21 protein-coding genes and 1 tRNA gene are annotated in these 25,460 nt (G+C 66.1%); 2 read left to right on the top strand and 20 right to left on the bottom strand.

The genetic code is table 11. The features are described from left to right. Window position 1 precedes the first annotated feature (1 nt). The 10 genes from KP010_RS08320 to cydP all read right to left on the bottom strand — a co-directional run bounded on the left by KP010_RS08320 (window position 2) and on the right by cydP (window position 7,077). The gene (locus KP010_RS08320) at window positions 2-679 is read right to left on the bottom strand and encodes a spermidine synthase (protein WP_142864211.1); all 678 of its coding nucleotides are present in this window, start codon (window positions 677-679) and stop codon (window positions 2-4) included. Beyond that, window positions 676-1,083 carry a DUF4260 domain-containing protein gene (locus KP010_RS08315; protein WP_142864210.1) on the bottom strand — a complete coding sequence of 136 codons (408 nt, stop codon included), beginning with the start codon at window positions 1,081-1,083 and terminating at the stop codon, window positions 676-678. The genes KP010_RS08320 and KP010_RS08315 overlap by 4 nt, the downstream gene beginning before the upstream one ends. A 5-nt stretch (window positions 1,084-1,088) precedes the next feature. Then, entirely contained in the window at window positions 1,089-1,505 is a 417-nt protein-coding gene (gene rplQ / locus KP010_RS08310; RefSeq protein ID WP_024878253.1) for a 50S ribosomal protein L17, read from the bottom strand. Between the two features lie 173 nt (window positions 1,506-1,678). Further along, entirely contained in the window at window positions 1,679-2,698 is a 1,020-nt protein-coding gene (locus tag KP010_RS08305; protein WP_108915574.1) for a DNA-directed RNA polymerase subunit alpha, read from the bottom strand. An 89-nt stretch (window positions 2,699-2,787) separates the two neighbouring features. Next, window positions 2,788-3,177 (bottom strand): 30S ribosomal protein S11, encoded by a 390-nt coding sequence (rpsK, locus tag KP010_RS08300; protein WP_018267194.1) that lies wholly within the window; start codon window positions 3,175-3,177, stop codon window positions 2,788-2,790. Between the two features lie 123 nt (window positions 3,178-3,300). Then, window positions 3,301-3,669 (bottom strand): 30S ribosomal protein S13, encoded by a 369-nt coding sequence (gene rpsM / locus KP010_RS08295; protein WP_018267193.1) that lies wholly within the window; start codon window positions 3,667-3,669, stop codon window positions 3,301-3,303. 197 nt (window positions 3,670-3,866) lie between these two features. Further along, window positions 3,867-3,968: a cytochrome bd-I oxidase subunit CydX gene (cydX, locus tag KP010_RS08290; protein ID WP_024878255.1), complete on the bottom strand. Its 102-nt coding sequence runs from the start codon at window positions 3,966-3,968 to the stop codon at window positions 3,867-3,869. A 33-nt stretch (window positions 3,969-4,001) separates the two neighbouring features. Next, window positions 4,002-5,141 (bottom strand): cytochrome d ubiquinol oxidase subunit II, encoded by a 1,140-nt coding sequence (gene cydB / locus KP010_RS08285; RefSeq protein ID WP_142864209.1) that lies wholly within the window; start codon window positions 5,139-5,141, stop codon window positions 4,002-4,004. Window positions 5,142-5,322: 181 nt separating this feature from the next. Further along, window positions 5,323-6,885, bottom strand: a complete 1,563-nt coding sequence (locus KP010_RS08280; protein WP_108915815.1) for a cytochrome ubiquinol oxidase subunit I — start codon at window positions 6,883-6,885, stop codon at window positions 5,323-5,325. A 21-nt stretch (window positions 6,886-6,906) separates the two neighbouring features. Next, window positions 6,907-7,077 carry a cytochrome oxidase putative small subunit CydP gene (gene cydP / locus KP010_RS08275; RefSeq protein ID WP_108915641.1) on the bottom strand — a complete coding sequence of 57 codons (171 nt, stop codon included), beginning with the start codon at window positions 7,075-7,077 and terminating at the stop codon, window positions 6,907-6,909. 303 nt (window positions 7,078-7,380) lie between these two features. Here cydP and KP010_RS08270 point away from each other — a divergent pair. Continuing rightward, window positions 7,381-7,457 (top strand) — tRNA-Asp (locus KP010_RS08270). Between the two features lie 572 nt (window positions 7,458-8,029). On the opposite strand, the gene KP010_RS08260 is transcribed toward KP010_RS08270, so the two are convergent. The 3 genes from KP010_RS08260 to KP010_RS08250 all read right to left on the bottom strand — a co-directional run bounded on the left by KP010_RS08260 (window position 8,030) and on the right by KP010_RS08250 (window position 10,506). Further along, a complete protein-coding gene (locus KP010_RS08260) occupies window positions 8,030-8,908 on the bottom strand; it encodes an aldo/keto reductase (protein ID WP_142864613.1) in 879 nt (292 codons plus the stop codon). A gap of 18 nt (window positions 8,909-8,926) precedes the next feature. After that, on the bottom strand, window positions 8,927-10,078 hold the full coding sequence (locus KP010_RS08255) for an FIST N-terminal domain-containing protein (RefSeq protein WP_142864614.1): 1,152 nt from the start codon (window positions 10,076-10,078) through the stop codon (window positions 8,927-8,929). Between the two features lie 128 nt (window positions 10,079-10,206). Next, entirely contained in the window at window positions 10,207-10,506 is a 300-nt protein-coding gene (locus KP010_RS08250; RefSeq protein WP_142864615.1) for a hypothetical protein, read from the bottom strand. 312 nt (window positions 10,507-10,818) lie between these two features. On the opposite strand from KP010_RS08250, the gene KP010_RS08245 reads away from it, so the two are divergent. Next, window positions 10,819-12,024 (top strand): PAS domain S-box protein, encoded by a 1,206-nt coding sequence (locus KP010_RS08245; RefSeq protein WP_185966634.1) that lies wholly within the window; start codon window positions 10,819-10,821, stop codon window positions 12,022-12,024. 526 nt (window positions 12,025-12,550) lie between these two features. Here the strand turns inward: KP010_RS08245 and KP010_RS08240 are convergent. From KP010_RS08240 to KP010_RS08210, 7 genes are all read right to left on the bottom strand, one after another. Continuing rightward, window positions 12,551-13,831, bottom strand: a complete 1,281-nt coding sequence (locus tag KP010_RS08240) for a pitrilysin family protein (protein ID WP_142863336.1) — start codon at window positions 13,829-13,831, stop codon at window positions 12,551-12,553. 17 nt (window positions 13,832-13,848) lie between these two features. After that, window positions 13,849-15,249 (bottom strand): pitrilysin family protein, encoded by a 1,401-nt coding sequence (locus KP010_RS08235; RefSeq protein ID WP_142863337.1) that lies wholly within the window; start codon window positions 15,247-15,249, stop codon window positions 13,849-13,851. Between the two features lie 516 nt (window positions 15,250-15,765). After that, the gene (locus KP010_RS08230) at window positions 15,766-16,389 is read right to left on the bottom strand and encodes a hypothetical protein (protein ID WP_216280730.1); all 624 of its coding nucleotides are present in this window, start codon (window positions 16,387-16,389) and stop codon (window positions 15,766-15,768) included. A gap of 135 nt (window positions 16,390-16,524) precedes the next feature. Then, window positions 16,525-17,067 carry a signal peptidase II gene (gene lspA / locus KP010_RS08225; protein WP_244594545.1) on the bottom strand — a complete coding sequence of 181 codons (543 nt, stop codon included), beginning with the start codon at window positions 17,065-17,067 and terminating at the stop codon, window positions 16,525-16,527. Between the two features lie 154 nt (window positions 17,068-17,221). Beyond that, complete coding sequence (locus KP010_RS08220; RefSeq protein ID WP_142863339.1) at window positions 17,222-20,974, bottom strand: translocation/assembly module TamB domain-containing protein; 3,753 nt, start codon at window positions 20,972-20,974, stop codon at window positions 17,222-17,224. Next, window positions 20,974-22,929 carry an autotransporter assembly complex family protein gene (locus tag KP010_RS08215; RefSeq protein ID WP_246659886.1) on the bottom strand — a complete coding sequence of 652 codons (1,956 nt, stop codon included), beginning with the start codon at window positions 22,927-22,929 and terminating at the stop codon, window positions 20,974-20,976. Before KP010_RS08215 ends, KP010_RS08220 begins: the two co-directional genes overlap by 1 nt. 132 nt (window positions 22,930-23,061) lie before the next feature. Continuing rightward, window positions 23,062-25,386: a TonB-dependent receptor gene (locus KP010_RS08210; RefSeq protein ID WP_142863341.1), complete on the bottom strand. Its 2,325-nt coding sequence runs from the start codon at window positions 25,384-25,386 to the stop codon at window positions 23,062-23,064. Window positions 25,387-25,460: the final 74 nt, after the last annotated feature.

The raw sequence follows: 25,460 nt of genomic DNA, 5'->3' as shown, positions 1-25,460 counted from the left end.
CTCAGCCGAGGGCGCGCGCGAGATAAATCGTGTGGCGGGGATCGCCTTGCGCGCCACGCGCGGCGATCTCCTCGGCGCGGAAGGAAAAGCGCGTCTCCTCGAGCCGCTCCTCGAAGCGCGGCGACGGGTCGGCGGACCAGACGGCGAGCACGCCGGAAGGGGCGAGGGCGCGCCGCATCTTGCGCAGGCCGCGTGCGGAAAAGAGCGCAGAATTAATGTCGCAGAGCACCGCCTCCGGGCCATTGTCTATGTCGAGGAGGATGGCGTCATAGGCGCCCGCTTCCGCCTCCATCAGCGTGGCGACGTCGCCCTCCCGCAATTGGACGCGGGCGTCCTCCAGCGGCCGGCCGGCCAGCGGCGCGAGGGGGCCGCGGTTCCAGGCGATGATCTCGGGGAGCAGCTCGGCGACGATGATGCGGGCATCTCGCGGCGCGGCGTCGAGCGCGGCGCGTAGAGTGAAGCCCATGCCGAGGCCGCCGACCAGAATGTGCGGCGCGGCGGCGCGCGTCTCGGCGAGGGCGAGACGAGCCAGCGCCTCCTCCGAGCGATGGGCTCGGTTGGACATGAGGTCATAGCCGTTGCAGCGGATTTCATAGACTCCGCCGCGTTGGCGCAACAGTAGCTCATCGCCCGCGGCGGTGCGGGCGCGGGAGAGCTCTTCCCATGGCTCGAGAATCACGCTTCCGCGTCCGGCGGGCGGCCGACGCGGCCGAGATGGGTGTCGCCGAAGGCGCTTCCATATTTGAGGCCGAAGCCGAGCATTCGGTCGAAGCCGATATGCGCGATGTGAATCAGCGCGATCGAGATCATCAGCCCTTGGTCGAGATAGACGCCGGCGCCGAGCACGGCGAAGGGGACGATCGTCGTATGAGCGGTGTTATAGGCGATTGCGCCGACGCGCGGGCCGGCGAGATAGAAGGCCATCGACAGATCGGGGAAAAGGAACAGCCAGGCCAGCAGGCGCCAATCCGCGCCGAGGCCGAAATAAGCGAAAAGGGCGGCCGCCATCAGCGCCGCCCCTTCTAATCTCAGCAGAATTTTCGGCCAACCGAGAACGCTTCCGCTCAGGGGGCCGGGGAGCATCGGCGTTACGCCGCCTCTTCCGTCGCCGTCTGGACGGGGCCGGAATCCTGGCCCTTGGCGTCCACGTCGCGGTCGACGAATTCGATCACGGCGAGCGGCGCGTTGTCGCCATAGCGGAAGCCGGCCTTCAGCACGCGCGTGTAGCCGCCGTTGCGCTCCTTGTAGCGTGGGCCGAGCACGTCGAAGAGCTTTCTGACCAGATCGACGTCGCGCAGGCGGGAGATGGCCTGACGGCGGGCGTGGAGGTCGCCGCGCTTGCCGAGCGTCACCAGCTTCTCGACGATGGGGCGAAGATCCTTGGCCTTGGGCAGAGTCGTGACGATCTGCTCATGCTTGATGAGCGCCTGGGCCATGTTGACGAACATCGCCTGACGATGCTCATGGGTGCGGCCGAAGCGGCGCTTCTTGTTACGATGATACATTCGGCGTCTCCGTTATTTTAGCGGCCGCCGTGCCAAGGAACGGCCGTTCCATTATTCCCTCTCCCGCTTTGCGGGAGAGGGTGGCCCCGCGGAGCGGGGTCGGGTGAGGGCCCTCATCCGTCGCGCATTCGCGCGACACCTTCTCCCGCACGCGGGAAAAGGGAGAGGGCGGATCAATAATGCTCTTCGAATCTCTTGGCGAGATCGTCGATATTCTCCGGCGGCCAGCCGGGCACTTCCATGCCGAGGTGCAGGCCCATTTGCGCCAGCACTTCCTTGATCTCGTTCAGCGACTTGCGGCCGAAGTTCGGGGTGCGGAGCATTTCCGCCTCCGACTTCTGGATGAGGTCGCCGATATAGACGATATTGTCGTTCTTCAAGCAGTTGGCCGAGCGCACCGAAAGCTCGAGCTCGTCCACCTTCTTCAGCAGCGCCGGGTTGAAGGCGAGCTGCGGGATGGACGGGGCGGCCTCCTCGCGGCGCGGCTCCTCGAAGTTCACGAACACCGACAGCTGATCCTGCAGAATGCGCGCCGCATAGGCGAGCGCGTCTTCCGGCGAGATGGCGCCATTGGTCTCGATCGTCAGCGTCAGCTTGTCCTTGTCGAGCTCCTGGCCCTCGCGGGTGTTCTCGACGCGATAGCTCACCTTCTTGACCGGAGAATAGAGGCTGTCGATCGGGATGAGGCCGATCGGCGCGTCCTCGGCGCGGTTGCGGTCGGCCGGCACATAGCCCTTGCCGGTCGCGATGGTGAACTCCACGCGGAACTCGGCGCCCTCGTCCAGCGTGCAGATGACGAGATCGGGATTGAGAATCTGCAGATCGCCGGTGGCCTGGATGTCGCCGGCGGTGACCGGCCCCGGACCTAGCTTCTTCAGCGTCAGGCGCTTCACGCCCTCGCCGCTGTATTTGATGGCGATGTCCTTGATGTTGAGGACAATGTCGGTGACGTCCTCACGCACGCCGGGGATCGACGAGAATTCGTGCAGCACGCCATCGATGTGGATGGAGGTGATCGCCGCGCCCTGCAGGGAGGAGAGCAGAATGCGACGCAGCGCATTGCCCAACGTCAAGCCGAAGCCGCGCTCGAGCGGCGAAGCGACGGCCACCGCGATGCGGCGCGGATCGTAACCCGCCGTCACCTCGAGCTTGCTGGGCTTGATGAGTTCCTGCCAGTTCTTCTGGATGCTCACTGTGGCGCCTTTCCTTCAGCTCTCGGCCGGGTCCCGCGCGCCTGCGGCGCGAGACCCCGTCGCAATTCGTCTCGATGAAACAGGTCTCGTCAGACGCGGCGGCGCTTGCGCGGGCGGCAGCCATTGTGCGGAATGGGCGTCACGTCGCGGATCGAGGTCACGGTGAAGCCCGCGGCCTGCAGCGCGCGCAGCGCCGACTCACGACCGGAGCCCGGCCCGGAAACCTCGACCTCGAGGGTGCGCACGCCATGCTCGCCGGCCTTGCGGGCCGCGTCCTCGGCGGCCATCTGCGCGGCGTAGGGCGTCGATTTGCGCGAGCCCTTGAAGCCCATCGTGCCGGCGGACGACCAGGACACGGTGTTGCCCTGCGCGTCGGTGATGGTGATCATCGTGTTGTTGAACGTCGAATTCACATGCGCGACGCCGGAAACGATGTTCTTGCGCTCCCTGCGGCGAACGCGGGTGGTCTCTTTTGCCATAGTCTCTTTCTCGTCCTTCGAACGCGCCCGTAATGCCGGGCGCTAGGGCTCGATGAGGGCGGAAGCGTTCGTCGCTCCGCGCCAGGTGATCGTCGCGGGAGAGCCCGCGACACGTAAGCCTGCTTACTTCTTCTTGCCGGCGATCGGCTTCGCCTTGCCCTTGCGGGTGCGGGCGTTGGTGTGGGTGCGCTGGCCGCGCACCGGCAGCTGGCGACGATGGCGCAGGCCGCGATAGCAGCCGAGGTCCATCAGGCGCTTGATGTTGATCGCCACTTCGCGGCGAAGATCGCCTTCGACCAGATAGTCGCGGTCGATCGTCTCGCGGATCTGCAGCACTTCGGCGTCGGTCAGCTGGGCGACGCGACGCTCGGCCGGGATGTTCACCTTCTCGATGATCTCCTGCGCCTTTTTCGGCCCGATTCCATGGATATACTGCAGAGCGATGACGACGCGCTTATTGGTCGGAATGTTGACGCCGGCTATACGGGCCATTTTCTCGTCTCTCCATGTGAGGGCGAACTCGAGGTTCGCCGATCAGACCCGCGTCCGGTGGAGGCCGGCCCCTGCGGGCTTTTTATACGACGACGGCTCCGTTCCCGCCGAGGAACGGAGCGCATCGCCGAAGTGGTGAAGGTGGGCTTCCTAGGCGAAAGCCGTCGACCCGTCAAGGCGTCCGCCCCGCAGGTCGATCACTTTTCCTCGCTATATTCCTCGAGCTCCAGCCACATGGCGTTGATGACGCCGAAGGCGCAGGCGAGGCCGAGGCCGAGAATCCAGGAAAAATACCACATGGCGATCTCCTATGCGCGATGGGGAAGCTGCGCTCAATACGGATAATTGTCCTTGTCGCCGACGCTCGCCTGCGACACCGGCCCGCGCAGGACGCGATATATCCAGGCCGTATAGGCGAGGACGATGGGCAGGAAGACGACGACCGCCGCCAGCATCAGCGTCAATGTGCGCTGGCTGGACGAGGCGTCCCAGAGCGTCAGGCCGTGATTGGGCTCGATCGAAGACGGCAGCACGAAGGGGAACAGAGTGAAGCCCGCCGTGGCGATGACGCCCGCCGTCGCCAGGCTCGAGCCGATGAAGGCGATCAGCGGCGCCGAGAAGGCCAGCGCCAGCACGGCGACCAGCGCGCCGAAATAGACGGCGGCCGGGGCGGCGAGCGTCCACGGCCGCGCCTCATAGGCGGCCCGCCAGGCGCCGGCCTCATGAGCGACGGTTTTGGCGAGCGGGTTGGAGGGGGCGGACGGATCGACGGCGCTGGTCAGCACATAGCCCGCGATATTTTCGGAGCCCCAATAGCCGGCATAGGTGAAGGCGGCCAGCAGCGCGATCGCCGCCAGAAGGCCGCCGAGCTTGGCGCGAAATGCGAGCTGGCCCTGCGTCTTGCTCGCGAGCCAGCACGCGCCCTGCAGCGTGATCATCGCGAGGCTGACGACTCCGGCGAGCAGGGCGAAGGGGGTGAGCAGGCCGAAGAGATCGCCCTCATAGACGATGTTCATCTGATCGTCGAAGCGGAAGGGCGCGCCGAGCAAGACATTGCCGAAGGCGACGCCGAACAGCAGCGCCGGCACGAAGCCGGAGACGAAGAATATCCAGTCCCAGGCGCGTCGCCAGCCATGCGTCTCCACCTTGCTGCGATAGACGATCGCCGCCGGCCGCAGAATGAGGCCCAGCAGGACGAGGAACATCGCCAGATAGAAGCCCGAGAAGGAGACGGCGTAGAGCGCCGGAAAGGCGGCGAAGATCGCGCCGCCGCCGAGGATCAGCCAGACCTGATTGCCCTCCCACACCGGGCCGATGGCGTTGAGCGTCTGCCGGCGCTCGGAGTCGGTACGCGCGACGAAGGGGTGGAGGACGGCGGCGCCGAGATCGAAGCCGTCGGCGATCGCAAATCCGATGAGCAGCGTTCCGAGCAGGGCCCACCAGACGAGCCGCAGAATTCCATAATCGATCATGTCGGGAATCTCCTCGATGAGGCAGGCGTTCAAAAGCTCGCGCTCCCACCTCCCCCTCGAGGGGGGAGGTCGACCGCCGAAGGCGGGCGGGAGGGGGGTGACGCCCCGAGTTTCGGGCCTTACCCCACCCCGGACCGCCTATGGCGGTCCGACCCTCCCCTGGAGGGGAGGGGGAAGCGCGTCACGCGATTTGGAAGGGCCGCTCTGGCGCCTCTTTCGGGAAGGTTTCGATCGTCGGACCGAGGCGGATGTATTTCAGCATCAGCCAGACTTCGACGATCGCCAGCGCGCTGTAGAAGAGCACGAAACCGCCGAGGCTCAGCAGAACATTATAGGCCGGCACATTGGAGGCGCCGAGGAAGGTCGGCAGCACGCTGTCGATGATCCAGGGCTGGCGGCCATATTCGGCGACGATCCAGCCGAGCTCGGCCGCGATCCAGGGCAGAGGCAGGCTGTAGAAGGCGAGCTTCAAGAGCCAGGGATTGTCTCTGAGGCGCCGGCGGCTGGCGACGAGGAAGGCCGCCGCGAACAGGAAGATGAAATAAAATCCCAGCGCCACCATGATGCGGAAGGCAAAGAACAGCACCGGCACATTGGGAATGGTGGTGAGCGCCGCTTCACGCACCTGCGCGTCGGTGGCGTTCTCGATGTCTGGCCGGATCTGCTTCAAGAGCAGCGAATGGCCGAGGTCCTTGAAGGCGGGCAGCAGCTCGTCGGGAATGGGAGCGTTCGGCCCGTCGGGACGCGCGGAAAGCCATTCATAGGCGGGCATTCCGGCGCGAATGCGCGTTTGCGATTTCTCGACCAGCGATTTTATGCCCTCGACGGGCGTATCCAGCGAGCGCGTCGCGATCAGGCCGAGGAGATAGGGCGCCTCGACCTTCAAATGCGTCGTCTGCTCCTTGACGTCGGGAATGCCGAAAATGGTGAAGGAGGCCGGCGGCGGCTCCGTCTCCCACATGGCCTCGATGGCGGCGATTTTCATTTTCTGGTTGAAGCTCGCCGTATAGCCGCTCTCGTCGCCGAGCACGACGACGGAGAGCGCCGAGGCGAGGCCGAAGCTCGCCGCCACATTGGCGGAGCGCCGCGCGATCTCGCGATGCTCGCGCTTGTAGAGCAGGTAATAGGCCGAGATGGACAGCACGAACATCGCGCCGGTCACATAGCCGGCGCTGACGGTGTGCACGAATTTCGATTGCGCGACGGGGTTGAAGAACACTTCTGCAAAGGAGGTCAGCTCCATGCGCAAAGTCTGCGGATTGAACGCCGCCCCGACCGGATTGAGCATCCAGCTATTGGCGATGAGAATCCACAGCGCCGAGAAATTGGCGCCGATGGCGACCAGCCAGGTGACGGCGAGATGCGCCACCTTGCTCAGCCGGTTCCAGCCGAAGAAGAACAGGCCGACGAAGGACGCCTCGAGGAAGAAGGCCATCAGCCCTTCGATCGCCAGCGGCGCGCCGAAAATATCGCCGACATAATGCGAGTAGTAGGACCAGTTGGTTCCGAACTGGAACTCCATGGTGATGCCGGTGGCGACGCCCATCGCGAAATTGATGCCGAACAGCGTGCCCCAGAATTTGACCGCGTCGCGCCATATGGTGCGGCCGGTCATCACGAAGACGCTCTCCATTATGGCGAGGAGGATCGACAGTCCGAGCGTCAGCGGCACGAAGAGGAAGTGGTAGAGGGCGGTCAGCGCGAATTGCAGTCGTGAAAGCGTCACCACGTCGAGTTCGAACATCATGCGCTCCTGAAAGAAGGATCAGCCGCGGTCTCGAGCGAAGAGCTTCTCCGCCACGGCGGCCGGCGACATATGCGGCCGCTGCGAAGGGGGGAAGAAAAGGACATAGAGCAGGGCCAGGGCCGCGATCTTGAGAGCGATGGCGACGGCGATTTCTCGCCCGAGCCGATGCGTCGCCGAATTGGCCGACATGCGTTTCTCCCCGCCCGAAGCGCCGGGCCGCCGGACACACTATCCCCGAACGGCCTCGCCTTCATGACCGGAAACTCCCTAAAGCCCCTAGGTGGTCGCCGAAGGCTCCGGTCTCGCTATAAAAAGCACAGGACCGCCGCGATTCGAAGGTTCGAACTGTCGCTGCGCGGTTTTGTCGCCGCTGGCGCGGACGGCGGTCTTGGACAGTTCCCTGACAAATCCCGCCGCCATCTTCCTTGACTTTGGCCGGCGCGTGCCTTATTCGGCGCCTCTCGCTAGCGCAATGCGTTGCGCCGCGCTCGCGGGGGAGTAGCTCAGTTGGTTAGAGCGCCGGCCTGTCACGCCGGAGGTCGCGGGTTCGAGCCCCGTCTCTCTCGCCATTTCGAATCCGTCGTCCTCATAGCGTCGTGGCCATGGCCCGAGTTCGTCGATTGATCCTGGCCGGGCCTGCGCCTATTCTATGAGCATGACCTCGTCGGCGATAACCTTCGATCGTCTCGCCTATATCGATCGGCTGAAAGAGGCCGCCTTCGACGATAAGCAGGCGCCGCGCAGGCCGATGCGCTGGACGCGGCGCTGCGCGATTCCGTCGCCACCAAAGCGGACCTCGAAGAGCTGGCCGGCGAGCTGCGCACGGAAATGGCCAATCTGAAGGTCGATAGTCTCCGCTGGCTGGTCGTCACGCAGATCGTGCTCGGCGGCGTCATTCTCGCCGCCGTCAAATTCGTGAAGTGAGCGGCGGTCTCTCCCTTCGGCTCCCCAGCAAGCCTGCGCGCGCAATCGCCCCGATAAGGCCGGCCCGGGTCGCGGAAAAAGCCGAAATGGCCCATGCCCCGCCCCTCGGCGCGCCATCCGGGAAATGCGCGCGCATTGCGCGCGGTCGATCTCCAGCGCCTCGGAGTCCGGCCGGGATCGAGAATGCAAGGGCGGTTTCCGCGTGTTTTCGAGCCGCTCAGGCCGGCGCGCTGGTCAGCAGAGCGTCCAGGGTCGCGCATTCCTCCGCAGTCAGGGAGAAGTCGAATATCGCCAGATCGTCGCGCATATGCTCTTGCGAGGACGTCCCGGTGAGGCACAGAATGTTTTGCTGCGTCAGGAAGCGGAAGAAAATCTGCGCCCGGCCGCGCCCATATTTTTCGGCGAGAGCGACGAACTCCGGCTTCGCCAGCGTTTCGGGATTGGCGGTGAGCGTCCAAAAGCTCTGGTAGAAAATCTCGTGCTTTGCGCAGAAAGCGCGAATCTCGCGGTCATAGCCGGTCTTGGCGTAGAAGCGGTTCTGGATCACGGCAGGCTTCACCCGCGCCTTCTTCCACAGCATCTTCAGCCGCGCCGGCTCGTAGCAATTGCTGACGCCCAATTGGCGCACGCCGCCCTGCGCCGCCAGGCTCTCCATCGCGCGCCAGGCTTCCAGAGTGTCCTTGTCCTCGGGGTAGGGGGAGTGCAGCACCAATCCGTCGAGGCGATCGACGCGCAGATTGCGCAGCGAGACCTCGAAGGATTGCCGCACCTGCTCGCCGATCGGAGCGGCGGCGTCATAGGGGATGTTCTCGGGGTCCTGCCCGCCGAAGGGCGTGAATTTGGTCTGCAGATAAATATCCGCGCGGGCGAGCCCGGCTCCGAACGCCGCCGCCAGACCTTCGCCGACACCCGGCTCATTGTAATGCTTGGGCTGGCAGGCGGTGTCGATCCCACGAAAGCCGGTCCGCAGCGCTTCTTCCACCAGAGCGGCGGTGCGCTCCTTCTTCCAGGCCGTCCCATAGATGACGCGGGGCATGACGACCCCAAAGGGCGAGACGATCCGGCTCGGATCCTCGCCGCGCGGCTCGGCGCTCATGTTGGGGCTTCCTCTTTCTCAGGCTCCGGCGAAAACCGTCAGCACGCCAGTATAGCCGTAGAGATGATGGCGGGCGATCTCGCCGCCGGCGAAAAAGCCGATCAAGGGCGTCTCGCCTCCCAGCGCCTCGTGAACCATGCGGAATTCGGCGTTGGGCTCGCCGAAATGCGGGCCGCCTCGCCCCGAGCAGCTGATATAGAGCGCGCCTCTCATGCCGCCGGCCGCCTCCGCCTGGGCGCGCACTTCCGCGACGATGCGCAGCAGATCATGCTTGGCCGCCTCGGCGTTGCGCTTGCAGAAGGCGAGCCGCATTCCGTCCTTTATCTGCTCGGCGATCATCAGCAGCCCGCCCTTGCGGCCGACGCCGACAATGTGCCGCACTTCCGTATTGGCGCCGAACTGGCCGGGCTTGGCGGAGACGTCCTCGCCCGTGGCGACGATTCCGGCCAAGGTCTGCGCCAGCTCGAGGCGCAGCGCGGCGTCGTCTATGTCGAGCGTATGGCCCATATCCTCGAGCACGCAGTCGAGCGCGCGCTTTTCATCCAGAGTCACGAGGTAATTGCCCTGCGCGCGCGTGACCGTGCGCAGCGGGCCTATGGGCTGGCAGCCTTGGGTGACGCGCGAGAAGACGGTCGCCTGCGGTCCGAAGGCGACGCCGGTGAGGCCGCCGGGCAGCACATCGTCGGCGAAGCACAGAGCCTTGTTGCGCGCCGAGGAGAGGCCGCCGAACAAATAGCCGGTGGCGAGCCTGGCGCTGGCGGCTTCGAGCTCGGCCTGAAGATCGGGGGTTCCGCCGCTGGCGTGGACGAGCGCCGTGAAGGGCTCGAAACCCTTTGCGGCGCCGTCGAGCTGCGCCGGCGCCGAGAACAGCTCGAAGGAGCCGGCGGGAAGATCTGCCAGCATGATCGCGAGGCCCGGCGCGTCGAAATATTCCACCGCCTCGGCGCCGACGCCGACTCCGACCGTCCCCACCCAACGCACGCCGGGCAGGCGTGCGCGCAGCGCCGACAAAATATCGTTCGCGGCCTGGGTGAAATAATCGGTGAGATAGCACCAGCCGAGATTGGGCGCGGGCGCGTCCGCGAGCCGCCGCTCGATCTGCTCGAGGCAGGAGGCCAAGGCGCTCTTCCAGTCGGCGTCGCCGGCATGGGCGTAAATGAACTTGCTCATGGTCTCGTCCCCCGCGTCCCGACGCGGGTAGCAACGACCGTGCCGCTCGCCGCCTGCATGAGCGCCACGGTGGCCGGAGCGCTCCAGGGCGGCCGAGCCGGGCGGGAGAGTGGTTCAGAGCGGGTCGTTCAGAAGCAGCCTTGGGCCTTCAGCTGAACGAGCCAAGCGTCGCATTCCGAGCCGCGGCGGCGGCGCTCATGCGGCCTGTGGCCCCACTCGCGCTCATAGGGCCCGCGGCCCCACTCGTCCTCATATTCGTGACGGCGCCGCTCCCGCGCACGCTCGCGCCGCACGCAATCATTGTAATTGTTCTGCATGGCGAAACACAGCGGCACATTGGGCCCGGCGAAGGCCGCCTTCGGCGCGAGGCCGCCGAGGAAGGAGACGGTCCCGGCCACAAGCAGGAAGAGGAGAGAGGTGCGCGCCATTTTCGAAAAGCCTTTCTGTTGGATAGCTTATAGCAGATTTGCGCGCGCCGAAACAGCGCCGCGTCGTCCGCGGCGAATTGCGGCGCCCGGACGTCGCGACCATGCGCCTTCGTTCGATCATTGCGAAAGGATTGCAAACGCAATTGATCTGAGCCAGTCTTGCGGCGTCGCATTCGTCGATTGTCGGAAATTGCTAGTGCCGAGCATGAGGATTCGTCGGGGGTTGCAGGAGCCTCACGACTTATGAGCGCAGCCGCCGTCGCCGGGCTCCGCGCTCTTTGGAGTCGTTTTATCCGATGTCGCGAATTCGCCATGCGTCGGCCGATCGGTTTCGGCGCGACGCTCGCGGCGATCGTGGCGCTGGCGCGTTTCGCATTGGAGGCGACGATCGGAACGCAAGTGGCGTCGGCGTCTTTTTGCGTCGCCATGCAATTCGCCGCTCTCGTCGGCGGCCTCGCCGCAGTGGGATCGGCGGCGCTCGCCTCCGGCCTATTGGCGCAGATTTTCTTCGAGGCGCTCGACGCTTCCGCTCTGGCCGGACTGGCCATCGCCTTCGTTCTCGCCATTCTGACGGCCGTGATCGTCGACGCTTTGCGCCTTCGCTCGCGCGGTGACGCGCGCGCCGATCGCTGCGCCGACGAGGCCTTGCGCGCCTTGTGGGAGAGCGGGCCGATCGGCGCCTTTTGTTGGGGCGTCGGCGGCGAGGTGACAGAGGCCAATGACGAATTCCTCCGAATGACCGGCTACGGTCGCGACGATCTTACGGCCGGCCGCATCGATTGGCGGAAGGCGACGCGGCTTCGATCGCCGGCCGCGAGCGCGACCGAGACGGAGTTCGCGCGTCGGGACGGCGCGAGCGTCCGGATGCGGCTGCGCTTCGTCGCGCTCGACGAAGGGCGCGCGCGAGGCGTGGCTTTCGCGCAGGATGTCGCGGAAACGCAGGAGCTGCGGCGTCGCGCCGAGCGATCGGGCGCGCTGGCGCGGGAGGCGGTCGGCTTCGCCCATGACGTCAATCAGCCGCTCACCGCCGCCGCCGCCTATCTCCAGGCTGCGCGTCGGCGGGCGACTCTCGGCGGCGGCGCGGGATCGGAAGAGCAGCTCGCCGCCATGGATCGCGCCGGCGCTCAATTGCATCGCGCCGCGCGGCTCGTCGCCGAATGGCGCGAGCTGTGCGCTCGGGAGGCGCAGGCGTCGATCGCGCTGCACGCGGCGATCTGCGACGCATGGGAGAGAGTCCGTCTCGATTGCGGCGATAGCGTTCGCGCCGAGCTGCGCCTTCTCGCCGAGCGCGATCTCGTGATCGGCGATCCTCTGCAAATCGAGCGGGCGTTGGTGGATTTGATGCGCGCCGCGGTCGCGGCGGCGCTCGCTGCGCCGCACTCGGGATTGATCATCGCGACCTCGGCGAGCGGCGGCGAGATCGCGGTCGAAATCCACTTCGTCGGCGCGCTTTCCACAGAGACGGGCGGCGCGGCCTTCGAGCTCACCCTGCCCCTGATCGCCGAGCCCTGTGGATAACGGGAGTCTTCAGCGGCCACAGCTGGCGTGTCATCGACAAATGAGCATAATTTCTGGCCCTCGACCGAATCGGTAACGGGGGGAGCAACGAATGGCTGCGTTGAAGCATCGTTTCGCCTGAGCGCAAGCGATTGAAAGCAAATCTGCTTATGGATTAGATTAGTATTAGTACCAAGAAAGATCACTAAAAGTAATTCTCCGATCGTATTAGTACTAGTGTTACCTACGAGCCACAGGCGTCGTCTTTCTGCTCGAGATTTATATTAGGAAGTTTCCTTTACGATCGGGGCGCGCTAAAGAAGAGACGTTGTCGATCGATAGTGGATCAATTATTCCCCGACGGAATTTACAACGGCGCAGGGGTTCGGCGTCTGCCGGACCCCTTTTTTCAGACGATCCGTCGGGCGCCGCGAGTAGCGGCGCCCGTTTTCTTTTCAGAAGATCGCTGAATCGATCCGACTATGCCAGCAATGCGCTCCGAAAGGCTCGCGGCCGTCCTTTCGCCGTCGAAAGGCGGAGACGGCGCTCAGAGACCCTGCGGACGACCGGCGACCGACACCAGCAGCTCGCCGTCGCCGAGCAGGCGCTTGGCGACGCGGCGGGCGTCGTCGAGCGTCACCGCCTCGATTCGGCCGTTGCGCTCGTCGAGATAGGAGGGCGCAAATCCGTCGAGCTGGAGATTGACCAGCTGGCCGGCGATCTTCGTCGACGTGTCGAAGCGCAGCGCATAGGAGCCGGTCAGATATTTCTTCGCCTTGTCGAGCTCGTCCGCGCTCGGCCCCTCATTGGCGAGATCGGCGAATTGGCTCTGGATCACCTCCAGCGACTCGCGGGCGCGCTCGTTCTTCGTCGCCGCGCCGCCGACCAGCATGGCGCATTTGTCATATTCGTTGAGATGCGAATAGACCGAATAGGCGAGGCCGCGCTTCTCGCGCACCTCGTTGAAGAGCCGCGCCGTGAACGCGCCGCCGCCGAGAATGTGGTTGACCACCACCGCGCCGAAATAATCGGGATCGTGGCGCTTCATGCCCGGCCGGCCGAAGCGGATCGCCGATTGCGGCACGTCGAGATCGATGATGCGGCGCTCTCCGAGCGCGTGAATGCCGATCTCGGGCACAGGGGTGAGCAGGCTCTGCGCCGGCAGGGCGCCGAAGGTCGCGTCCAGCTCGGCGGCGAGGGTCTTCGCGTCTATGGCGCCCACGACGGCGATTTTCAGATCGCTGCGCGCCAGCAGGCGGGTCCTCAGCGCGTCGAGATCATCGCGCGTCAGCGTCTCGAGGCTGGTCGCGTCGCCGCGCACCGGCAGGCCATAGGGATGGTCGGGGAAGGCCGCCTCGCGGAAGGCCTTGGCGACCAGAGCGTCCGGGTCGTTGGCGTCGCGTTTCAGCCCGGCGGCGATCTGGCCGCGCACGCGGTCGATCGCCGTTTGCTCGAGCCGCGGCTCGCAGAGCGCGAGGCGCAGCAGCTCGAACGCTTCGTCGCGATTGCGAGCGAGCGTCTGCATATGGCCGGAGATCGAGTCCCGGTCGCAGCCGAAGCCGAGACGTATCGCCAGATCCTCGATGGCGAGGTGGAAGGCGCGCGCGTCAAAGGGTCCGGCGCCTTCGTCGAGCAGGCCGGCGAGCAGCGTCGCGAGACCGGCCTTGCCGGCCGGATCCTGGGCGGCGCCGCCGCGCATCGCGAATTCGAGCGCGATGAGCGGAACGGCGTAGCTCTCGACCAGCCAGGCTTCGATCCCGCCGGGCGTGACGACGCGCTGAATGGTCTCGGCGCGGCTGCTCGCAGGCGCGATGGCTTGGGCTGTCATTGATTTTGGCTCCGATGTCAGGCGGCGAGCTCGGCGTCTTCGTCCTCGCCCTCGGATTCGAGGAAGCCGGTGACGGCCCGGCGCTTCTGCAGCCATTTGCGGGCTGCGGCGGCGATGTCCGCGGCGGAGACGGCGTCGATGCGGTCCGGCCAGGCGGCGACGTCTTCCACCGCGAGGCCGGTGGCGAGCGATTCGCCATACCAGCGGGCGAGCGAGACCTGGCTGTCCTGCGCATAGACCGCGTCGGCGACGAGGCGATTCTTGGCGCGCTTCAGATCGGCCTCGGCGATTTCGGCGGCGGCGAATTTATCGAGCGTCGCCTCTATCGCGTCGTCCAGCCGCTGCAGCGAGACGCCCGGCGCCGGCGTCGCGAAGACCCAGAAGCGCGTGTCGTCCAAAGCCGAGCCCATGTAATAGGCGCCGGCGTTGACGGCGAGCTTCTGCTCCACGACCAGCGAATCATAGAGCACGCTCGACGGCCCGCCGCCCAGCACATGGGCGAGAACTTCCAGCGTCTCCGCCTCGCCGGGCGCGCCGGTCGTGTAGGAGGGCACGAGGAAGACGCGCTCGTGCGTGGGCTGCTCGACCTTCTCGTCGGCGAGCGTCACCAGGCGATGGGCGCGGGGCTCCGGCTCGCGCGGGCGCTTGCGGCTCGGCGCATCGTCGCGCGCGGGGATGTGGCCATAGGTTCTCTCGGCGAGCGCGCGCACCGTCTCGAAGTCGACGTCGCCGGCGACGATGAGTATGGCGTTCTCGGGCGTGTAGAAGCGATGGTAATAATGCAGCGCATCCTCGCGTCCGAGCGTCTCGATCTCATGGCCCCAGCCGATGATCGGCGTGCCATAGGGGTGATGCGGGAACAGCGCCGCCTGCACCGCCTCGTCGAGCTGGGCGGAGGGATCGTTCTCGGTGCGCATACGGCGCTCCTCGAGCACCACCTCGCGCTCTGGCCCCACCACCTCGTCGGAGAGCACGAGATTGGTCATGCGATCGGCCTCGAATTCCATCAGCGTGCCGAGATGCTCCTTGCCGATGCGCTGGAAATAGGCCGTGTAGTCATAGCTGGTGAAGGCGTTCTCCTGGCCGCCGAGGTCGGAGACGAGATTGGAGAATTCGCCCTGCGGATGCGCATGTGTGCCCTTGAACATCAGATGCTCGAGAAAATGCGCGATTCCCGACTTGCCGCGCGGATCGTCGGCGGAGCCGTTGCGATACCAGACCATATGGGTGACGACCGGCGCGCGGCGGTCGGCGATGACGACGATCTCCATCCCATTGGCGAGGCGCGAATGGACCACTCCGGCGGCGGCGCTCTCGCTTTTGGCGGTCCCGGCGCGCGCGGCGTCGGTTTTGGCGGCGGCGGAGCTGGCGGCATGATCGGCCGCGATCGCCTCGGCCCCCGGCTGTGTCATCGGCATGATAATTTGTCCTCGCTATAGCGCGTTCGACTGCGTCCGGCGCCCGGGCGCGCGCCGGCCAAGAGAATTCGGCGCCAGTTCGGGTCGCGTTCGTTCGGACGCTTCGACGGAAGCATTCGACCTATATAAGCTCGAATGCGAGGCCTGTCAGGCGCCGGGCGGAAACCGGGCGCGCCAGCGTCGCCGCGGCTGTGACCCTCATTATCCAGCGACGTCGAACAAGGCGTTTTCGGCGCTGATGGCGAAGGAGGAGGGCAGGGCTGCGCCGAAGGCGCCGCTCGACGCCTCGGTTCTGCTGCCCATGGGAGAGAAATTCTTCCGCTATGAGGGCTCGCTGACGACGCTGCCTGTTCGGAAGTGGGGCATTGGAAGGTCTTCGCCGAGCCGGCGGCAGTGGCGAAGCCGAATATAGACGCCCTCGAGGCGCTATTCCCGATGAACGCCCGCCCGCTGCAGCCGACGCATCGCCGCATCGTGCTGAGCGGCGGCTGAGCGGCGGGGCGCGAGATCGGCGGCTCAGGAGCCGCCGAAAAGGCTGCCGATCATGCCGATCGGATTGGTCCAGCCCGGCTTTTCTTCCTGTTCCTTGGCGCCCTTGCCGCCCGCGACCTTCTGGCGATAGGCCTGCGGCGGCTCGGTCAGATAGGAGCGGGTCGAGCTCTCTCCCGCGCCGCGGGTCTTGGCCGCGCTGGCGGCGCCGGGCTCATCGGCGTCGGTGGCGATGGTGCAATGGCCGTCCGCCGCCGCGACGAGACATTTGCGCGGCCCGTCATGCTCGCCATTCTTGGAGCCGGCGACATTGGGATTTTCATTGAGCCCCGGCTGGCGCGTCGGCGCCTGGGAGCCTTTGCGGCGGGCGATCTCCTGGTCCACCGGCCAGGAGGCGGGCCGCGCGGTCTCCGCCTGCGGCGAGGGAAGGGCTTGTCGATTGGGCGGGACGACGATCTTGGGATGCTCGCGGAAGACGATCTTCTGATTTTCCTCATCGTCGGAATAGACGCCGATGAAGCCCAGCACCGAAGTGACCGTCGATTTGTCGTCATAGGCCGCGGCCGGCGCGACCCCCGCTCCCCCGAGAAGGACGAGCGTGAGACCGACGCATGTCGGCGCCCGACGCAGAGAGGCTGTCGCCCGTTTCATCGCCCAGAACTCCTCCCTTGTGCGCGCCCCGGGACGAAGCGCGCGCGATTCTGAAAGAGCCGCATTGTTACGGCCCGCTTAACGGCATTTTAGAGGCGCGCGCGCCTCCGGGCCAGCCGAAATCGTCGCTGCGGATCAACCAGCGATCGGGGTGGGCCGCGCCGCATCGGCGCGAAGGCTCTCGAGCAACAGCAGCAGCACCCCGATAAAAATCGCCGCATCGGCGACATTGAAGACGTAATTGGCCAGCGGCCCCACCGGCAAGGCCGTGTGAAAGAAGAAGAAATCGGCCACCGCGCCGCGCGTCAGCCGATCCGCGACATTGCCGAGCGCCCCGCCGACGACGAGGCCGAGCGCCGCCGCCGTCAGCCGCCGCGGCGCCCGCCACAGCCAATAGGCGAGACAGGCGACGATCGACAATTGAAAGGCGATGAGCAGCGCCCGCGTCGGCTCCGTCTGCGAGGAGAGCAGCGAATAGGAGACGCCGAAATTCCACGACAGCACCAGATCGAGAAAGGAGGTGACGTGGATCGGCTGGCGCAGGCCGATGTCGAAGACATGCAGCATCCAGAATTTATGCGCCTGATCGAGCGCCAGAGCGAGAACCACGGCCGCGAGGCCGCAAGCGCGCGGGATGGAAAGCCAGGGGCGATAGATCAAGACATTCTCTCCCGCCATCGGCGCGCCGGCCTCCTCGCTTCGACAATATGGTCACGCCCGCGGCGCCGACGAACGGATGGGCGCGCCGCGCCTCGCCCTCGATATAGAACGAGTTTTTGGCGATTCCAGAAAAATCCGGATCGTCGTCGCGCTTCGGCGAGGCGTTCGCTCGTCAATATTCCCATTCGACGCCGACGCCGAGCGAGGATTTGCCGTCGACCTTGGTCTCGCCCTTCACGCGGACATTCTTGGTGACGTCCACGCCGACGCTGACGGCGGTCTGCTCGGGCTTGGCGCCCGTGCGCACGCCGACGCTGATATTGTCGGAAATATAGCGCGAGGCGCCGACCGTCGGCCCGCTGGAGCCGCCGGCCTCGAGATCGAGCGAATCGACGCCGAGCGCCTTGCGCATTTTCTCGAAGGCGTCGACGCCGGTTCCGGCGCCGGAGAATTGCGCCAGGGCGGTGGCGAGCTGCATCGCCTGAAAGGCCGAGAGCGAGCCCGACGCCTTGGCGAAGAGCAGGCGCGAGAGAACCTCGTCCTGCGGCAGCTCCGGCGAGGACGAGAAGGAGAAATTCGGCAGCGAGGCGGGGCCGGACACTGTGATCTTGGCGGTGACGTCGCTCGCCGTCGTCTCGGCGGCAAAATCGAGCTGCGGGACGAGGCCGCCCGCGAAACTCAATTTACCGCGCGTGAGATCGATACGCTGGGTCAGCAATTGCAGCTTGCCGCGGCGCAGTTCGAAAGCGCCATTGACGGCGGGCTTTTGGATCGTGCCGTTCAGTTTCAGCTCGCCGCCGAATTCGGCGTCTATGCCGCGTCCGCGCACGAAGATGCGATTGGGCGCGGCGAGCGTGAGGTCGATCGTCGCGTCGAAAGGCGAGTGTTTTGCCGCGCGCGCTTTCTCCTTGGCTTCCAGCGCCAGCATCTCCTTGGCGAAAGCGCGTGGCGAAATATGCACCGCGCCGCGCGGCGCCTGAAAGGAGGCCGGCAGGCGATCGGGGACGTTGACCTCCATCGTCGTCAGCGTCACGCGGCCGGAGACTTTCGGCGAACGTGCGAGCGGACCGCCTATGGCGAGATCGAGATCGGCCGTGGCGGAGACGAGATCGCTGCTGACGAGCTGCGCATTCTTGGCCTTGATGCGAATGGCGCCGGGCATTCCCGCCTGCGGCTCGACGGCGATACGGCCGGTCGCGGCGATCTGCCCGCCATTCTTGGTGAGCGCGGTGAGTCGTGTGATGGCGATCTCGCGTCCATGTCCGTCGAGCCTCGCGTCTATGTGGTCGAGATAGACGCCGTTCAGCGGATCGGCGAAGGAGCCATTGGCCAGCGTGACGCCGCCTTCGATCGCAGGCGCTGAGACGGAGCCGGCGATGCGCAGATCGACATTGGCCTTGCCGCGCAGGCTCTGGCCATTAACGGAGAGCGCCGTGTCGGCGAGCTTGGCGTCCGCCTCCCCCTTCACTTTCAGATCGAGCGCGCCGGCGGCGTCGATCGGCGCCGAGCCGGTGATGGCGAAGCACCCGCCGGCGCCGAGCGCGATCGTCGCGTCGAGGCTGGTGCGCGCGCCGGCGAGCGCGCCACGCGCGTCTATGTTCAGCGGCGGCAGGCCATTGCTGCGCAATTGCGGCGCGGAGAGCTTGGCGATCTTTATCTTCCAATCGCCGCTCGGCGATTTCTTGTCGCCGGTGATGCGCGCCTCGGCGTCCAACGCGCCCTCGAGCGCGAGGCTGGCGTCGGCGATTGCGGCGATGGAGAGCGGAACGCTCCGCGCGCGCGCGGTGAGATCGAGACGCTCGCCGATGGTTCCGTCAATGTCGAGACGGCCGGCGCCGAGCGCGAGCGCGACGCCTTTCAGCTCCACCGCGCCGCCGCCGAGCGAGACGCTCGCCGGCGCCGCGAGGGCGATGCGCTTGCCGGCGCGTTGCGCCGACAGCGATTGAATGTCTAGCCGCGTCTTTTCGCCCGGCGTCAGCGCGGCGCGGCCCGCTATGGCGAAGCCTTCCGCATCTACGGCGAGATCGAGCGCCGTGGCGGCGCCGGCGGGCGTCGCGGTGAGGCGCGCTTTGGAAATGGTCTTGCCGCCGACATGGAGCGCGTCCACGGCGATGTTTCCGTCGAGCGCGGGGCGGCGCAGGAGATCATGGCCGGAGAGCTTGGCGCTGAGCTTCTCGATTGTCGTGTCGGCGGCGCGGATGCGCGCGCCCTGCGCGTCGATCGATATGTTCTGCGCGCCTTGCGCCGCGTCGAGGATGATATCGGCCTTCAGCGCGCCGGAGAGCTTGCGCAGAGCGAGCGCCGAGAGATCGTCGAGATCGGGCGCGGCGAGAGAGAGGCGCCCGCTGGCGAGGCTTTGCGCGTCGAGCGTGAGCGCGCCGTGGAGCGCCGCGCGGCCGACGGAAAGATCGAGATTGTCGATCGTCCAGCCGGCGTCCTTGCGCGCATTCAGTCTGCCGCGCGCAGGGCTGCCGTCTATGGCGCCGTCCAGCGTCGCGGTCGCGGCGAGCGCGCCGGTGAGATCGCGCGCGGCGCCATGCAGCGCGAGCTTTTGAATCGCATGGCCGTCGAGCGCGCCTTCGAGCAGCGCCTCGAAATCGGCGTTGGGCTTGTCGGCGGAGCCGGTCGCCTTCACCGAGATTTCCGCGCGGCCGGCAAGGCGGGGATCGGCGGGCTTCAGATCGGCGATCGAGACCTTTGCGCCGACATCGAGCGCCTCGCGCATCGCCGCGCCGTCGATCTTCGCGGAGAGATGCGCGCCGCGCAATTCGAGTCCGTCGAAGCGCAAACCGCCGCCGGGCAGCGAGGCGACCGCGCCGCCGAGCGTGAGGCGCTCGCCGAGCAGCTTCTCGAGCGCGGGCGCGGAGAGCGCCGGGGCGGCGAGCGTTCCGCTCAGCGTCGCGCTGATGCGCTCATCCTTTGGCACGCCCTTCAGCGCAATGGCGAGATCGAGCGGCCGCGGCGTATCGTCGGAGCGGCTGCGAATGGCGACATTGCCCTCGAGCGCGCCATCGTCGTGCAAAGTCGCGGCGCCGGCGAGCTGCGTCATTCCGTCGAGCAGCGGAGCGGCGGCAGGCGGCAGCAGTGGGGCGAGGCGGACGCCCAAATCGAAATCGAGCCGCCGCGCCGCATCCTTGCGCGTGACGCGCGCCACGCCTTCGGCGCCGATCGTCTCTCCGGCCTCGGCGGCGAGATGCGCGGCGAAATCGTCGAGCGTTCCTTCGCCGGTCAGCGAAATATCGACGGGCGGCAGGCCGGGCAGCGCCGCGAGGCGGGCGATGGCGCCGCCCTCGGGCTCCTGCGCCGTGAGGGCGAGCGCGATCTTTTGGCCGCCCGCCGCGACATCGGCTTTCGCCGTAATGGCGCCTGGCGCGTCGAGCCGGCGAATGTCGAGCGAAACATGCGCGCCTTTGTCGAGCGCCGCCTCGCCGGTCGCGGTGAATTGCGCCGCGGTTCCGAGAACGGGCGCGCCGAGCGACAGCGTTTCCAGCGCCAGCCGGCCGAGGCGGATGCGAATGGGGAGATCGGGGAGCGCGAAGCCGCCGCCGCTTTTCGGCTTCGTCGTCGTAGCCTGTGCGGGCGCTGGCAGGCGGGCGATGTCGATCGCGCCGATGGCGAGCTTCTCTATATCCAGGCGCAGCGAGAAGAGCGCGGAAGGCGACCAGTCCAGCGCGATCTGGTCGATCTTCAGATAGGAGCCGTCTCTATCGGCGATGGAAATATCGCGCAGCAGCGGATGCGCCGACAGCGGGTCCTCGAAAGCGCCTATGTCGACCTTCATATCGGGCGAGGAGGCGGCGCGCGAGACGAGATCGGCGAGGAAGCTCTTGCCCTCGCGCGTCTGCATACGCAGCGCGAGCGTTCCGGCGACGGCGAGCAGCGCCAGAGCGCCGAATCCATAGGCGAGAATGCGGCGAAAGCGCATCAGAACGACTCCCCGACGCCGATGAAGATCGCGAATTTATTCTCGCCGGGACGCCGGCCGAGCGGCGTCGCGAGATCGAGGCGCACGGGGCCGATGCCGGTGTAATAGCGCAGGCCTATGCCGACGGAGGAGCGCATGGACGATTGGAAGTCGGGGAACGGCGACGAAAAGGCGGAGCCGATATCGTAGAAGGGCACGATCCCAATGTCGCGCGTGACCTTTATGCGCGCCTCGGCCGAGCCTTCGAGCAGGCTGCGTCCGCCGACGGGAAAGCCGAGGCCGGCGTCCGGGCTCAGCGAGCGATAGCGATAGCCGCGCACCGAGCCGCCGCCGCCGGCGAAGAAGCGATGGCTCGCCGGAATATCCTCTATGCTCGCGCCGACGATGGAGCCCGCCGCCACGCGGCCGGCGAGCACATACCAGCCGTCCTCGTCCAGCGCCTGATAGCCGGAGATCTGCGTCTTCGATTGCACCATGCCGACGCTGTCGCCGAAAGCCTTCACATAGGGCGTGACATTGGCGATGGCGCGAAAGCCATTGGTGGGCGCGAGAAGATCGTCGGTTCCGTCGTAATTGGCCGAAAGCGGAAAGCCGAGCAGCGAATAGTCGTGCGGGCCGAAGGCGTCGAACGTATGCCCGCGCTCGAACTCGAGCCCCGCCTGCACGGACGCCGTATCGCTGAAGCGATGGCGGATCGCCGCCGTGGCGTTTCCGAACGCTGCCCCATAATAGTCGGTCCTCTCGCGCACGAAGCTCAAATCGAGCAGCAGATCGTCGCGCGATCCGAACAGAGCAGGCTTCACGAAGCTCGCCTTGGCGCGGCCGATGACGTCTCTCAGGCGGATAGAGGAGAGGCCCTTGTAGCTCGCCGCGCCGCCGAAGGGCGCGAGGCCGCCTTCGACATCGAAGCGCAGCCGCTCGGCGCCGCCGAAGAGATTGCGATCGGTCCAATAGGCGCGCAGGCCCGGCCCGTCGACATTGGAGAAGAAGGCGTCGGCGCCCACCGCATGGCGCTTGCGCTCGGCGGTCTGCACGAAGATCGGCAGATTGCCATTGGCGTCGAGCTTCTCGCCATCCTCCGCCTTCACGGAGCCGACCGCCTCGAGGCGGCCGATGGATTTGCGCAGCTCGGCGAGCTTCTTCGGACTATAGGGCTCGCCCTGCTCGAGATAGATGTAGGAGCGAATGACCTCATCGTCTATGCCCGGCGAGCCGCTGGTCCTCACCTCGCCAATGCCGGCGCGCGGGCCGGGGTCGATCGTCACCACCACATCCATCGCCTTCTCGGGATGGATGATCGTCGGCTTCGCGGTCGTCACTTTGGCGAGCGGATAGGAATTGGCGCGCAGCGCGTCGATCCAGGCCGCCTGCATGGATTGCAGGGCGGCGGCGCGCGCCGGCTCGTCCTTGTTGCGCTCCAGCGATTTTTTGGAGAGCAGCGCTTCGTCGAGCGGCTTGCCGCTGCGGGCGTCAAAAAGCGCGACATTGCGCAGGCGGAAGAGTGGGCCGGAGACGATCTCTATGCGGATCGGCGCGAGCGCTTGGCCGCGCAGCCGCTCGGCCGCTGCGGCGGCGGCGTCGGCGCCATGCCCGTCCGGCTGCACCGGGACGCCGGCGACCGTCGCCCTTATCTCCGCGTCATAATAGCCGCTCGCCCACAGCGCCTCGGCGAGGCGCGGGAAATCGGCGACGACGCGCCGCGCGACGCCGGCCCCCGTGGGCGGAGCCTGCAGCCGCAGCCGCCATGTGCTGGAGACGTCCTGCAGATTGCGCGCGAGGCCCTCGGCCTCATCGAGGCCAGCGAATTCGATTTTATAGGGCAGCGCGTCGCGGCTCGGCTCCGACGTCTCCTCGGCGGCGCCGAAGAGGCCGAAAAAATCGAATGCGCGGGCGGGCGAGGCCGCCTGCGGGGCGCTCAAAGCCAGGAGCGCCGTCACGCCCAGAAAACGCTTCACATATTTCACTTCGCCAACGACCCGAACCGAGGATTGCCGCACCATAAGCGGAGCTTTGCAAGCGGTCCATCGCGTTAAGCTTAACGATACAACCTATGGTTAAGCCTGTCTTAATGCGCCTCCTCGCGCATCTCAGAATTTGAAGCCGACCTTGGCGAGCACGGTGCGCGGCGCGCCCGGATAATAAATGCCGTTGGCGGAGGTCTGCTGATAATAGCCGCTGCTGATCTGGCCGATATAGGCGGTGTCGAACATATTCATGCAGGTGACGCTGGCGGTGATCGTTCCCCAGTCGATCTCGTGCTCGTATTTCACGGTGAGATCGAAGGTGGAATAGCCGGCGAGCGGCTGATATCCCGATGTGTCGCCGGCGCGCGAGCCGACGATATGCAGGATCGGCGTGACGGTGAATTCCTCTATGCGCAGATCGCCGCCGATCGTCGAGATGAAATAGGGCACGTCCGGCAATTGCTTGCCCTTCACCCGCGTCGACCAATAATTGGCCGCGGAGGCGCCGGGCAGCAGCGGCAGGTCTTCGACGAATTCGGCGCGCTGATAGCCGAGCGAAGCGAAGAGCGAGACGCTCTCGAGCGGGGAATAATGGACGACGGCCTGCGCGCCGTAATTCTGGCTCTCGCCGACATTGGAGCCATATTGCGTGCCGATGCCGGGATCGTAAGAGACGAGCTTGTTGTGATTGCGGGAGTAATAGATCGTCGGCTCCACATAGCCCGAGCCATAGGCGCCGTCGAAGGACCAGCGCAGGCCGAGGTCGAGCTGCGTCGAGGTCTCCGGCTTCATCGAATGCCAGAATTGATCGGCGGTGATTCCCTTGGCGAGGAAGGTCGCCGAATTCTGCTGGAACACCGGCCAGGCGTCATAGCCCGGTCCGCCATAGCCGCCGCCGCCGCTGAATTTCAGCAATAGATCGTCGGTCAGCCGATAGGTGAGCGCGCCGAAGGGCAGAAAAGTGCCGATAGTGAAGGGCTTGACGCTGCGATTGGCGATGACGCCGGAGGAGAGCGCCAGCGCCGTGTCATAGGGGACATCGCCTATGCCGGTCGAATTATAGGCGTCTATGCCCGCCATGCGTTCCCAAATATAGCGCGCGCCCGCCTCCACATGCAGCGGACCGAAGTCGCGGCTCGCGATTCCATAGGCGGAATCGAACACATGCGGCGCGGTCTGCTTGCCGAGGATCGCCCAGCTCGGATTGATGAGGCCGCCGCCCGCATTGGGGGCGAAGACTTCCCAGGCCGTCGGCGGTCCGGGGGGATTTTGCACGCCATGCCAGAAGCCGAGCTTGGCGTCCGTATCCAGCACGCGGGTCTGCAATTCGCTCACCACGCCCCACATGTCGTGGTCGATGATCCATTTGCGGATGCGGCCATTGTTCTGGCCATCGAGATAATAGCCGTCCTCGCGGAAATAATAGGGCTTGAAGACGAAGCGCGTCGTCTTGTCGACTTCTATGGCGATATCGCCGAATGCGGTCCAAGAGTCGAAATGCTGGAGATTATAGCCGTAGTAATTGATTTGGCTGGCCGTCGTCGGGCCTGGATAGGCGGCGAAATCATAGCGGCGGAAGGCGCCGAGATTGCTCGCCTGCTGATAATTCAGTCCCTGATAGCTGTGCTGGTCGAAGCTGCTCTTGGCGACGAAGAATTTCGCCTCCAGCCCATCGACGGGCTTGGCGTCTATGCCGACCGCAAAGCCGGATTTGCCCTGCGGGTCCTTGCCCGAGCCGCGCCATTTGTCGGCGTCGGTGAAGGAGCCGGAGACGAAGAGCTTGGTCGTGCCGTTCAAAATCTCGCCCGAGTCGATGCGGGCGAAAGTGCGCAGGAAGGAGAAGGAACCGACGCTCTGCGAAATCTCGCCGCCGAATTTCTCCGCCGGCCAGCGCAGGCGGCTGTCGAAACTGCCGCCGGCGGTGAAATAAGAGTTCACATCGGAGGGCATGGGACCCTGCCGCAGCACGATCTTGCTCAGATTCTCATTGTCGATGAGCCAGGTGACGCCGGGCCCGGGATTTATGCCGGAGAGCGGCAAGCCCTCCACTGTGCCGATGCTGTTGCCGTGCTGGCTGACCTCGCCGCGAATGCGAATGCCCTTATTGCCGCCGGGAAGATTGGCGAGGCCGTAAGGATCGATGGCCGGCGCGTCGACGGAGGGCAGCCAGGAGATGCCGCGGATCGGGTTGGAGCCGCCGCCGCCGCTGGCGAGATCGAGCCCGCGCGCATCCGCGGCATAGGCGGTGGACGAAACGGAGTCCGAGCCGATGACGCCGGGCTCGGGCTTTTTCTTCGGCGCGGGGGCGGTCGCCGCGCCGATCGAAATGTCCGGCAGCAGCGTGAAGGGTTCGGCGCTCGCGCTGTCGAGGGCGCCGAGCAGCGCGGCGAAAGACGCGCCGCCGAGAAGAAAGGAGAAGCCGCGTTTCTCGCGCACGCACATCGTCATTGCCGTCAGCCTTTCACCGCCCCGGGCCGACGCGCCGCTCGTCCGCCGCTCGATTTGTGATGTAAGACGATTAC

The sequence above is a fragment of the Methylosinus sp. KRF6 genome (assembly GCF_018887255.1).
Taxonomy (GTDB): Bacteria; Pseudomonadota; Alphaproteobacteria; order Rhizobiales; family Beijerinckiaceae; genus Methylosinus; species Methylosinus sporium.
This window is presented reverse-complemented; position numbering and strand designations above follow the sequence as displayed.